Source organism: Bernardetia aquimarina (genome assembly GCF_042180575.1).
GTDB lineage: Bacteria > Bacteroidota > Bacteroidia > Cytophagales > Bernardetiaceae > Bernardetia.
On the sequence record NZ_CP170094.1, the window covers coordinates 1,670,733 to 1,683,666 of the forward strand.

Genomic DNA, 12,934 nt, shown 5'->3' on the forward strand with positions numbered 1-12,934 from the left:
TTGAATAAAACTTCTATTTAAACTGACTATTTGCTAAAAGTAGTCAGTTTTTGCTTAATTTTAAATCTATCACTACCATCAATTACTATTTATATGAAATTAACTCAACACCTTTTTTCTCACTTTTCGTCTTCTTTATTTCTATTATCTTTTTCATTCTTAGCTTTTAGCTGTGAAAGCACCAAACAACCTGAAAATACGTATTCTGTACAGATAAAACCCACTTTTTTGAGTGTTGATGAGTCACCTAATAATGCGAAAAATTGGGATCCAGTAAATATGTTTTCTTTCGACCACAAACCAGATGTTTATTATGAAATTTGGCTTGGACAAGATCGTGTTTTCGAATCTGAATCTATAAAAGATGAGTTTATGCCAAAATGGGACAAAGTAGAACCTTTTTATATTCCAGACACAAAACCAAATGCCGAACTGACTATCAAATTCTATGATTTTGATAAAAAAATGGGTGTAAAAACAGGACGTTTTTATAATGAAGATGACCTTATCGGAGAACTCAAAATTACGATTGATGAGCTTCGAAAGAAAGCACAAAATTTTGATACACTGCATTTTGGAAATGTAAAAGCCTGTGTTTTTGCAGAACCTGTGATGAAATAATCAAATAGTTTTTATTTTTTAGATAAAATGAGACTGTCCGAAAAGGTTAGCCACTTTTTTATGCAGCTATTTTTTGTACTTCTTCTTTTTGGTTGCTTTTTTTAAGGATGCAAGCAAATTTTGTCTTTTGACTATTTTTTTGCTGATAAAAAATGACACAAAAAGACGGTGGTGTTCTTTTTATAAGGATAGATTCTTTGCAATAATTTCATTGTTGTAATTTACTATAAAATATTTGATTGAATTATAATGATTCTCCCATTTTTTAGAAAAGGATAAAGAAAGGCTAACTAATCGGCTATTTCTCTGTCTGATTGTGTTATTAAAACGCTCAATTTTAGTAGTTTCTTTTTTACCTTCTTGTCGGAGTTGTTTTTTAGGAAATACAGTTCCATAAGAAGCAAAATCATCTGCATAAACAATGGCTTTTTCTCTTAATTTCTTATCTATACTCAAATAAAGTCCTATATGCACCCTCTTGATCTCTACCTCCACTATGAAACCCAACTACCAATCCTGTACGTCTTTCGATAGCTAACCAGATCCATTCTGGACAATCTTTAGCACCTACAAAACTCCATAACTCATCGGCTTCTACCAGATATAAATCTATCTCTGCTGAAGCTAAACGACCAATAGGCAAATCTTCTTTTATTCGCTCATAGCAGAGTTTCATACGAGAAGTAACCCAACTGACACTTTTTTTAAAAAGGCGACTAATGCCTCTTAAAGCAATACGTTCTAATAGAAGTTGAGCTACTAACTCATCTTGGTAAGAACTAATAATAGCTTCCTTACTTTCAGGTAAAGGACGTTCTACAAATTGGCGTTTACAAGTTTTACACTTGTAATTTTGCTTATTGTAATAAGTTTGACCGTTTTTTACGGTATATTTGCCTTGGCAATGAGGGCAAATGTGAGTTTGTTTAGTTTGCATTTTTACAAATATCACAACTCATTGCCATTTTTTCAACTAAACCATCCTTATATTTAGAACACTACCCTAAAATCTGGGATAGAATTTCCTGATAAATACATAAAATGAATATTCTCCCCAAGAGCTTTAGCTATTTTACGACAAGAATAAATATTAGATAAATAAGAATAGAATAGCACTTTAACGAGCATTCTTGGATGATAAGCTGAACAACCTCCTCCTTTATATTGGGAAATTAAATCACTAATATCCAACGAATCAACCACTTTTTCAACTAAACCAACAGGATGATGGGCTGGAATTTTATCAAATATATTGACAGGAAAAAGTTCGGGTTGAGAATCACTTTGGTTTTTAAAAACTACTTTTGCCATAGCATATCTAAGGAACAATAAATAAATAAGATTTACAATTTTTTCTCTACATTTGTTGTATGAGAAAATTTTACACTCCAGAATTAGAGGAATTGATACAATTACATTACAGTCGTTTATCAGAAAAAGATAAACATCATTATGCCACTCTTGAAACCGAAAAACTAGGTTATGGTGGTAAAACGTATATCAGTATTCTATTAAGCATAAGTCGTCCTACCTTGGATAAAGGTCTTTTAGAACTAAAAGCCCCTTCTCTTTATGAACAAATTCCATCTGATAAACAGCGAAGAGATGGTGGTGGTCGCAAAAAAAATTTATCACGATAGCACCTTAGAACATTTACTAACGAGTTATATAGAAACACTAAAGGCTGGTAGTCCTACTGACCCTATTATTTTTTGGGTCAGTCAAAAAGCCAAAGAAATTGCTAGTGGTTTTAATAAAAAACACGAAAAAACAGTAAGCATTGGTACAGTTAAAAGACTTTTAAAAAAACTAAAGTATGGTTATCGTAAACAATCAAAACAGTTAGCAACAGGGGTATATAAAAATCGTAATTTACAATTCGAAATAATTACAAATTTAATGCTAATAATGAGTTGTAAAAGCCCAATTATTAGTATTGATTGTAAGAAAAAAGAAGTTTTAGGCAATCTTTATAGAGAAGGAAAGTGCTACTCACAAGAGCCAATCAAAGTATATGATCATGACTATTCACATCTTTCAGAAGGAAAAGTAATACCTCATGGCATCTATGATATGCAGGCAAATATAGGATATATTTTCATTGGAAATAGCACGGAATCGGCTGACTGTATTACTGATAATTTGAGATGGTGGTGGATAAACTATGGTAAAGATTTATATCCTGATGCCTCAACGCTATTACTTTTATGTGATGCAGGAGGAGCTAATTCATATAGGCATCATATTTTTAAAGACCGACTCTTAAAACTGACCAAAGAACTGGGAATATCAATTGTGGTATCACACTATCCACCCTATGCTTCAAAGTGGAATCCAATTGAGCATAGATTATTTTGCCATGTTTATCAAGCAATGAGTGGGGTAGTCTTTAGTGATTATGAAATTATAAAAGAACGTATTGAAGCTACTTCTACTCAAACGAGACTAACGGTAGTAGTAAAACTAAATCTAGCAGAATATCAAAAAAGAATCAAAGTAGATAAAGAAATTAGTAAAGATGATAGAATACAAAGACATCCTAAAATACCTGAATTGAATTATAGAGTCAATCCATAGATGTAAACTTTATTTATTTTGTATTCCTAACTAAAGTATGAAATATCAGGGCATGTTCATAAAAAATAATTTTCAAAAAAAAATGGGTAGTTTGCTAAATTTTCTATTTTTGTAATTCTAACGTACAAAATATAAAATTATGCATACTCCCCAAAAAACGAAATTACAAAGTATTTTCAAGAAGTACAAACTCACCTTTTAGATCACCGAGACAATCGTGGTAAACAACATTGTTTAGCCTTTGTTGTTGTTCTTTTTATGATTTGTATTTTGCGTTCAGATAAAAAGCTTACTATCCGCTTCTCTACATCGTTTTATGTGTCGTTCTTATGAAGAATTAGCACAGGATTTGGGTATAGAAGTTTCTCGTTGTATTTCCTACACTCAACTCCAACGTATTTTAAAAGAGTCTGATTATCAAGAATTTAATAAAATAAATGAATCCTTTTTTAATCAACGAATTGAGAAAGATGATTCAGAATGGTATGCCATTGATGGGAAAGAACTTCGTGGTAGTATTGATGGAGTAGTAGGGGAAAAGCGAGGTCAAAGTATTGTTTCTCGTACTTCTCATGGAAGCCGTCAAACAAGTATTATAGGCTGGTATAATGGCAGCAAAGATTCTGAGAAACCTGTTGTTTCTCACTATTTTAAATCCCACGACCATTTATTAGGTAAATATACCTTAGATGCTCTTCATTTAAGCGATGAATTACCTGTTTTGATTGCAAAAAAAGGAGGTATTTATTTAATGCAGGTAAAGGCAAATCAAAAACTTCTTTTAGAAGAGTGTAAGCATATTGACGATAATTTAACAACTCCTTATGAGAAAACAACGTGGGAAAAAGCACACGGAAGGGAGGAAATACGAACTGGTTTTGGGTATTCCTTAAATGTAGAAACATTACCTAAACGTTGGAATAAAACAGAAGTCAAAACATTGATAGTAGTGGAAAGAGATAGAAAAAATACTAAAACACAGAAAAAAAGCAAAGAAAAAAGTTACTGGGTAACTAATTTGACACTTAATCAAATTAATTTTTTAGAGCTATTTATGGCTATAAGAGAGCATTGGATAATAGAAGTACATCATAATACGAGAGATACACAAATGGGAGAAGATAATTTAATAACTAGAAATGAAAATCAAAGTAGATTTATAGCAGTTTGCATAACAATGGCTACAAACTTGTTAGAAGCCCAGAAACCAGAAAATCTAACAGCACTAAGAGAAGATTTAGCTCACAAATACAAGAATGTGTACGAATCATTTGAACACAAAAGATTTTTATGAACATGCCCTGTATGAAATATATATATACCTCGAAAATACACTTTTTTTACAATAAAAAAAAAGGCTATCCCTACTTTTTGGACAGCCTCTTTTTTGTTTTAGTTTATATAAATTACTACTACTCTACAATAATCTGCTTAGAATAAGTGTTTCCATTTTGATTAAAATGAATAAGATATATTCCTTTCGGCTGATTTTTGAGGTCAATGGTAAATTTCTGACTTCCTTTTTCAAAAGTTTGTGTTTTGATGCTTCTACCGATGCCATCAAAAACAGTTACTTGCGTATCTGCTGATAAAGAAGTTCCAAAACGAACATTGAAAATACCTGTACTTGGATTTGGATAAATACTAAATGTATCTTTTTCTAGTTGAGTTGTTGCTTGAATTTTGTTTGGAATTCTAGCACCACTTCCACAAAAAGAAACTACAAAACTACCTGCTGATGCATTTGGTGTATGAATCGATACATCACCTACAAGTGCATCCATAATCGCTGATTCTTGATGAATAAGAACATTATTTTTGAAATATTTAATCATATTTCCATCTCTTGCCACACTAAATTTATCCCCTACTTGATAAGTTGTACTTCCACCTGAAGTAGAGTTATAACCTGAATAAGCAACACCACTTGAAGAAAGATACCACGCATATTTGATGGAAGTATAGCTTGCAATCGTATTTGGAATAGCCAAACCAAACATATAAGATGCCTTTTGAGCAACTGTATTGAGGATAGAACCTGAACTACTGGCTGCTAACGTATTACTCGTTGTTGCGCCTGCTGACCAAGAAGCTGCAGATGTACTTTTAGTAACTGTTGAACCACTGACTGAAACCTCTGTTTGATTCACAAAAGTATTTTGGTAACTCAAAAAGACTGTTTTAGTCAATGTTCCATAACTACCTGTCGCTGTTACTGTATAATAGCCTCCATTAGTTTGAGGACTCAACGTTGCTGATGAACTTACTGTGTTATTTGCAGCATCTTTCCATTCATACGAAGTAGCAAAATTACCTCCACTTAGACTGGCTGTTGCACTTACACCAGCACTAGGACAAGAAGCAGCAGAACTTGTTACATCAATAGATAAAGGACAATCCGTAAACAAGACTTGAGGTAAAACACCACTTCCTGTATGCATAGTTACATCAGCAAGTAAACTTGAGTTACTTGGTGTGCTACTTGTATAAAAAGAAGAACCATTTTTGGAATAATGAATACTACTTCCAGAACGTTCTATTTTGAAAACATCATTGGCTTGATAGGTTCCAAAATTACCTTTAAAAACACCTTTTTCATAAATGGAAACACTACCTGATGCTGCCAAGTAAATTGCATAATCAATAGAAGTATAACCTGCACCACCTTCTGCTTTAGAAACGCCTATCATATAAGATGAGTTTGGTTGAGCAAGGAATACAATACCACCATCTCCCTCAAAAGAAACCGTAGAATTAGCAGAACTACTCCAACCATTGCTAGAACTGGTCTTCTTCAAATTCAATCCTTCTTGAGTAAAATCTGTCAAACCTGTCCAACTGAGAGATGCTCCCACTAAATAAGAAGAACTATAATCTATTCCTCCTTTTGAAAGTGTAAGTGTGTAGCCATTGGCTGGTAGATTGGATATATCTTCTGTAGTAACGGTTGAAAACCCAGGAGCTGACCAAGAATAGGTAAAACCTGTGCCTGTTACATCAATACTACCTAAACTAGAACCACTGCCACAATCAAAATCGGTAACAACAGACGAATAGGTTTCACCTCCTGTTGTTCCACAAAATGAATTTTGTAAAACTCCTGCTGTCCCATTAAGTGTATAAATGGAAACATCAGCTACCAAACGTTCTCCTGTAACCACTGCAGACTGATAAACAACAACTTCATTTTTATAGAATTTGATTTGACTTCCCTCTCGTCCTACTCTCAAATTATCGCCTACTTGATAAGCTACACCTGCTCCTGATTGAGCATTATAATTAGGATAAGCAATCCCATTTTTTGTAACATACCACGCATACGTAATGGAAGTATAATTTGCATCTGTGTTTGATTTGGCTAAACCAAACATATAGGAAGTGGAAGTGGAGGTGATTGTGTTATTGACCCATCCATCTACTGTAGGACTCAACTGTTGGGTAGAATTAGCTCCACTTGTCCAGCCTTGTGTATCTGTTTTGGAGACAACATTACCTACAACAGAAACATTACTTTCATTTTCCCAAGTAATGATATTACCAATAACAACAGACTTACTAAGAACCAAACCAGCACTTGCAATAGTAGCTGTTACTGTATAAGTGCCATTCGGTTTGCCTGTGATACTAGCTGTAGTTTCTCCACCACCTGACCAACTATAGGTAACAGGAAGAACTTCTCCTACTAAACTTGCCACTGCACTGCCTGAAGTAGTAGCAGGACAACTATTTGAAGTCGTAGAAACTACTAAAGAAATAGGACAACTCGTAAATTGAACTTGAGGAATTGATGAAGAAGCATCAAACATAGTAGCACTCACAAATAAATCTGTACTTTTAGCATTGGTTTGAGTGCGAAAAGGAACACCATTTTTAGAGTACGTAATGGTTGTGCCACTACGAGTGATACGGAAAATATCGCCAGATACATAATTACCATGACTTCCTATATAATTTCCTTGTTGATAGACTTCTACTTCTCCCAGTCTATTTAGATAAATAGCATATCCAATATCCGAAAAACCAACAGTATTATTGAGATAAGAAAGACCAACAATATAGGAGTTTGTTGTTTCAGAGGCTGTAAATACAATACCTCCATCACCTATTACTCGTTCTACTGAATTTGCATCACTATCCCAACCTGTAGTAGCTCCTTTGACTAACTCTTTCTCTGCATTCACTGTAAAATTAGTCAAATCTGTCCAATTCAAATCATAACCTACAAAGTAGCGTGCTGTATAATCAGTTCCTCCATCACTAATCGTAACGGTATATTCACCCACTGCTAATCCAGAAATATCCTCTGTAGTAGCTCCTGTATTCCAAAGGTAAGTAGCACTTCCTGTGCCTCCTGTTACTGTTAAATCAATAGCACCTGTGCCTCCTGCACAGCTTACACTGCTAATGGTAGAAGTGAAGGCAGGAGAGGGAGGAGGCAAGTTAAGTGGACTACCAATATCTCCTGTGGTAGAAGTACGTGCCAACACATCAGTTGTATTATTATTTGATTCATAACCTAATGTACCAGTAGTAACATCATTACCATTTCGTACTACTCCAGGAGTAGTTGTATTCCCCCATACATTTGTTGTATATGTACTTTCGCTATAAAATGTAGCTCTTCCGTCTGTTTCGTCATTTGCAAAAGCTAAAGACCAAACTACATTATCCAAATTATCAGTTACGACAATCTCATCTGCTCCATTTGCTAATGTAAGTCCTGTAACCTCAATAACTTTAGAATTTACAACTCCTGCTAACCATTGTGTTTCGAATGCAGATTTGTCTTTAGCCAAGATTAAATACTCTCCAGCAGCGATTGAATAACTTGAAGCTGTGATAATATCATTATCAATACCTTCGTCTTTCAATCTCCAATTTTGTATATCTATTGGATTTGCACCATAATTATATAGTTCAATCCATTCATCAGTGGCATCGTTTACAGTAGTATTATTAATAAATTCTGTAATTGCAATCGTATAATTATCATTATCAGTAATGGCAATATCCTGTGTAGTCGTTGCTCCCAAAGTAATTCCTGCTGATGGACTTGAAATAGTCAGAGTTGCTGTTTCTGTTCCTTCTACAAGTGCATCATCCACAACTGTAAATGTTGCTGTTCCAGTAGTTTGTCCATCAAGAATGGTAATCGTAGAATTACTAAGAGTATAATCTCCAGCTGTAATTCCTGTTCCACTAGCAGCTAAATTTACTGTTTGAGTACCTGTAACTGCACTAGATGCTATCGCTGTAACTGTTATTACACTTGCAGCAGCTTCTGAACCTGTATTTGAATCAACAGATAACTCAACACTTGGAAAAAGGTCATTATCAGTAATAACAATATCCTGTGTAGTTGTAGCTCCTAAAGTAACTCTTGATGATGGATTCGAAATGGTAAGTGTAGCCGTTTCCGTTCCCTCTGAAAGTGCATCATCCACAACTGTAAATGTAGCTGTTCCAGTAGTTTGTCCATCAAGAATAGTAATTGTAGTATTGCTTAATGAATAATCTCCAGCCGTAATTCCCGTTCCACTAGCAGCTAAATTTACAGTCTGATCTCCTGTAACTGCACTAGATGCTGTTGCTGTAACCGTTATTGCACTTGCAGCAGCTTCTGAACCTGTGTTTGAACTTACTGATAGATTAACTGTAGGAAAAGGAACACAGTTTACACTCATTGAGTAATTCCCTTCTGATGTATCCCATCCATGGACTAATATGTAATAATCTGTTCCTGTAAAGGCATCAAAATTTACTGTACTTGCTGTACCACAATCATCATCATTTCCTGTAACACAAACAAGTCCTGCACAAGAACCCGAATACACACGTAGTTTTGTATCAAAATTAGTAGTGCCTCCACAAGTAGAAACAGTAACTCGCTGATTATTACCTACAATTTTGTACCAAACACCTCCACCTGTTCCACTTCCCGTATCACAAGTAGCTGGTGTATCATTTCCTTTTCCTACTGTAGTTCCTGTATAAGTATTGCCACAAGTAGCTATTGCTGCATCCGTACAAATATCATTATCATCATTATCTGTAATAGTTATATCTTGTGTAGTAGTTGTTCCTAGTGCTATCCCACTTGACGGATTAGAAATAGAAAGAGAAGCAGTTTCTGTTGTTTCTGCCAAAGCATCATCTACAACAGTAAAAGTAACAAAACCAGTAGTTTGTCCATCAAGGATAGTAATTGTAGAGTTACTAAGAGTATAGTCTCCAACTGTAATTCCTGTTCCAGTTACATTCAAATCTACAGTTTTATCACCAGTAACAGCAGACGAAGCAGTGGCTGTTACTGTAATAGCAGTAGCAGCAGCTTCTGAGCCTGTATTGGAACTTACTGAGAGGTTTACGGATGGAGTACTTACCGATGAATAAGCAATAATAAAATCATCTACTGCTGCTCCAATATCTTGTTCTGCACCATCAGCTCTAAATACTACTCTAAATGCTACATCTGGATTACCTGCAAGAGAAGATACATTAATACTTTTGGTAGCATAATTTGCATTTGTTCCAGACATTATACGTGTTCCTGTAGAGCCAAAATCAGTAGGTCCTGCTGTCGTAGAGTTATACCAAATAGCCCCTGTAACACCATCTCCTAATTTTGTCCAAACACTCCCTTTATCAGTAGAGTACTCCACAATCATTCCGTCCCAGTCTGCTTCATATACATGTTTAGTTTGGAAAGACAAAGTATAAGTACCTGCACTAGAAAAATCAAAGTTAGGTGTATATAAATTTGAATGTGAATTATCTGAATACAGAGCTTCTGAAATCCCTGTAACCCAAGCATTTGATCCACTTGCTACTCCATTCTTACCTGATATGGCAGAGTTACCTCTTTCCCAGTTAGTTGCTCCTCCTACATTCTCTGCAACAAAATCATTTGGATTAGTCTCAAAGTTACCTCCATCTGCTGCTAAATAGGGAACAGTACGATTAGGCAAAACAGTAATTGTCTTACTTGTACTCAAAACACCTCCACCACCATTAATATCAAGTGTAATTGTTTTTACACCAGGTGTAGAGTAAGAAATTGTATGAGGACCTTGTGTACTTGCAGTTGCTGTACTTGCTCCTGCTCCAAAATCCCAAGACCAAGAAGTTGCGCCTGCCGATAAATCTGTAAACGTAACATTGGTATTTACATAAGTAATTTCTTCACTGCTAGAAAAACTAGCACTAGCAGCAGCAAAAGCATTTGTTGTAAAAACTCCTCTACCATGTGTTGCTACTGCGACTAATTTATCTGAGCTACGAACTTGTAGCATATCACAACGTACATTAGCTAATCCTGTACTTGTTAATTCCCAAAAATCACCAGCAGCACCTGTTGTAATATCATCTGTACTCCATATACCTGTTTCAGTAGCAATTAGCACTTCATTGGTATTATTTGGATTGAACATTGCCCAACGTACTGGCATATTTGGTAAACCATGTCCGTTATCTTTACTTGTCCAATTAGTTCCTCCATTAGTAGTGTACCAAACATTTTGAGCTCCATAGTTAGAATAAGTAACTATAATCTCATTTTCACTTGTACCAAATTCAATAGAAGAAACAGAACCCTGTGCTTGCATAGTAGCATTGGATAATATTGTTCCTGCTTTACTAGTTCCTCCTGTCGCATTTGCATTTGCTACTCTTACTACTTCACCTGCATCAGTGCCTATGTAAAGAGTTGTTGAAGCTGCTGAGAAAGGAGAGGCTTTTAAGTGCATAACATTACCTGCCATACCTGTTACATTAAAATTTGAGCGACCTCCTGCTGGAACAGTCCATCTTGCTACATCACGACTTCCTGTAGAAGAAGAATAGAGTAGATCCAAATCATCATGATAATCTGCTGGATTGATAAACTCTCCTGTATTTTGATCTTGAGTGCCTAAAGCAGAAAAACTTGTTCCTCCATTCGTAGATTTATAGAAAGAGTTAAATACATAAGAACTAATCTGAATATTAGGATTATCTTGGTCTATGAAACAAAAAGCACCATCTCCTCCAGTTGGTTGTGTACTACCACCAACCCCTGCTGAAGTAAGTTTGCGTGTTCCATTATCTTGGGCTCCTGCTAAAAAATAATTAGAAGCATCAGTAGGATGCATTGCCACAGCATAAAACTGAGTTACGTTATACCCAGAATTTCTGTCACTAAAAGAAGGAGTCGCTGCTTGTATATTTGGACTGCGAGAAATACCTCCGTCGCTACCTACTAACATTTCATCTGAGCTACCAGGTTTGTAAGCAAAAGCATGGATATCTGCATGTACATATTCACCACATCCACCAGTCCAGTAAGATATTGAAGTCCAACTAGCACCACCGTTTGTACTACGATGAACATCAATACCACCTACTACAACATGGTCTGAGTTTGTTGGATTAACTGTTAATATTAAGTCATACCAAGATTGTCCACGAGTAAAATCAGTTGCACTAACTGTACAGTTTTGATTAAGATATTTTGGAACAGTTACATCAGTCCAAGTAGTTCCTCCATTAGTAGTTTTTTTGAAGAAAGCAATATTACTTCCATCACTACCTACTGCATAGACTATATTTGCATCTGAAGGAGCACATGCAAGTTCTATACGAGATGATGCTGAAGGAATAGTAGGAGTAATGTTTGTCCAAGTAGCTCCATCATTAGTAGATTTATGCATCTGCCCTGTATTCAAACCTGCAAATTTTAGAAAGTGAGTAGTTGCATAGATATCGCCATTAGCAGCAATTTCAATATCTGCACCTCCTTCACCATCTAGCACTTCTACCCAGTTAGCACCTCCATCAGTAGAAGAGTAAATACCACCATTTCCACCATTACGACAAGCTACTAATACCCTACCAGTAGGAGTTACAACAATTTTTTGTAGATAAGCAAACTCTGTGGATACAGCAAGTGTAGAAGAGGCTAACCTATTCCAAGTAGTACCACCATCAGCAGTTTTCCAAATACCACCTCCTACTTGTGCACCACCATTAAGCCAACCTTCACCAGTAGCTACATACATGATTTGTGTATTGGAAGGGTCATAAGCAATAGATGAAATAGCAATATTTTCCCAAAAATTATCTACAGCTACCCAAGTTGGGTTAGCTACTGTAATATCATTTGTGTACCAAAGTCCACCACCAACACCACCAGCCCAAACTTTTTTGCCAGTAGCATCATTAGGATCATACATAAGTGCACGAGTACGTCCACCTACATCATCAGGTCCTCTTTCTAGCCAATTTACACCTGTAATTGCTCTCTGATTTGGGTTATTACGAATTTCTTGAACTTTTACATCTGTCAGTTCATTTGCTTTTATACTAGCATCAAAAGGAATATCTCCTGTATTTGGATCTGCTGTACGTAGATAATCTTGCAGCGCAGCTAAATCTGGACGATCCTTTTTAGGTATTTTTTTTAAGTCTTTTTTTGTCCAACCTTTATATTTAGTATATAAAGCTTTATAGTAGGCATATTTTTCTTTTCCTTCAAGTTTTGTAACTTCAAAACCTTGGTTGTCAGACAGTAGTTGTTCATTAATGGAAACATTATTCCAAATAAAATGACTTGCTATACCAATTAGTAATAGCAAAGCTACCCCAACAAGTGAAATAGATAGTAGAGAGTATTTTCTCATATTTGAATTAGATAGTAGTAAAAGATAGATAGTAGTTTGTAGGTGTATCAGTAATAGATATCATCCCTCCAACATTATAG

Annotated in this window: 7 protein-coding genes and 1 pseudogene; 4 read left to right on the plus strand and 4 right to left on the minus strand. The window is 35.3% G+C overall.

Translation table 11 applies throughout. The features are described from left to right. Nucleotides 1–93: 93 nt before the first annotated feature. Nucleotides 94–621 carry a hypothetical protein gene (locus ACE193_RS07015; protein ID WP_375562293.1) on the plus strand — a complete coding sequence of 176 codons (528 nt, stop codon included), beginning with the start codon at nt 94–96 and terminating at the stop codon, nt 619–621. A gap of 180 nt (nt 622–801) precedes the next feature. Here the strand turns inward: ACE193_RS07015 and ACE193_RS07020 are convergent, their stop codons facing one another. From ACE193_RS07020 to ACE193_RS07030, 3 genes and pseudogenes are all read right to left on the minus strand, one after another. Next, complete coding sequence (locus ACE193_RS07020) at nt 802–1,077, minus strand: IS1 family transposase (RefSeq protein ID WP_375562294.1); 276 nt, start codon at nt 1,075–1,077, stop codon at nt 802–804. After that, nucleotides 1,064–1,558 (minus strand): IS1 family transposase, encoded by a 495-nt coding sequence (locus ACE193_RS07025; RefSeq protein ID WP_375562295.1) that lies wholly within the window; start codon nt 1,556–1,558, stop codon nt 1,064–1,066. Before ACE193_RS07025 ends, ACE193_RS07020 begins: the two co-directional genes overlap by 14 nt. Nucleotides 1,559–1,617: 59 nt before the next feature. Then, nucleotides 1,618–1,932: pseudogene (locus ACE193_RS07030) on the minus strand (transposase); the annotation flags it as partial. A gap of 59 nt (nt 1,933–1,991) precedes the next feature. Here ACE193_RS07030 and ACE193_RS07035 point away from each other — a divergent pair. The 3 genes from ACE193_RS07035 to ACE193_RS07045 all read left to right on the plus strand — a co-directional run bounded on the left by ACE193_RS07035 (nt 1,992) and on the right by ACE193_RS07045 (nt 4,492). Beyond that, entirely contained in the window at nt 1,992–2,261 is a 270-nt protein-coding gene (locus ACE193_RS07035) for a hypothetical protein (protein WP_375562296.1), read from the plus strand. Then, the gene (locus tag ACE193_RS07040) at nt 2,194–3,198 is read left to right on the plus strand and encodes an ISAzo13 family transposase (protein WP_375562297.1); all 1,005 of its coding nucleotides are present in this window, start codon (nt 2,194–2,196) and stop codon (nt 3,196–3,198) included. The genes ACE193_RS07035 and ACE193_RS07040 overlap by 68 nt, the downstream gene beginning before the upstream one ends. A gap of 316 nt (nt 3,199–3,514) precedes the next feature. Next, nucleotides 3,515–4,492, plus strand: a complete 978-nt coding sequence (locus ACE193_RS07045) for an ISAs1 family transposase (protein WP_375562298.1) — start codon at nt 3,515–3,517, stop codon at nt 4,490–4,492. A 118-nt stretch (nt 4,493–4,610) separates the two neighbouring features. On the opposite strand, the gene ACE193_RS07050 is transcribed toward ACE193_RS07045, so the two are convergent. After that, nucleotides 4,611–12,854: a T9SS type A sorting domain-containing protein gene (locus ACE193_RS07050; protein WP_375562299.1), complete on the minus strand. Its 8,244-nt coding sequence runs from the start codon at nt 12,852–12,854 to the stop codon at nt 4,611–4,613. Between the last annotated feature and the right edge of the window lie 80 nt (nt 12,855–12,934).

Bases quoted from the DNA above. Each gene is read 5' to 3' on its own strand.
- ACE193_RS07015 (WP_375562293.1), top strand. From the start codon at position 94: ATGAAATTAACTCAACACCTTTTTTCTCACTTTTCGTCTTCTTTATTT.
- ACE193_RS07025 (WP_375562295.1), bottom strand. From the start codon at position 1,558: ATGCAAACTAAACAAACTCACATTTGCCCTCATTGCCAAGGCAAATAT.
- ACE193_RS07035 (WP_375562296.1), top strand. From the start codon at position 1,992: ATGAGAAAATTTTACACTCCAGAATTAGAGGAATTGATACAATTACAT.
- ACE193_RS07040 (WP_375562297.1), top strand. From the start codon at position 2,194: ATGAACAAATTCCATCTGATAAACAGCGAAGAGATGGTGGTGGTCGCA.
- ACE193_RS07045 (WP_375562298.1), top strand. From the start codon at position 3,515: ATGTGTCGTTCTTATGAAGAATTAGCACAGGATTTGGGTATAGAAGTT.
- ACE193_RS07050 (WP_375562299.1), bottom strand. From the start codon at position 12,854: ATGAGAAAATACTCTCTACTATCTATTTCACTTGTTGGGGTAGCTTTG.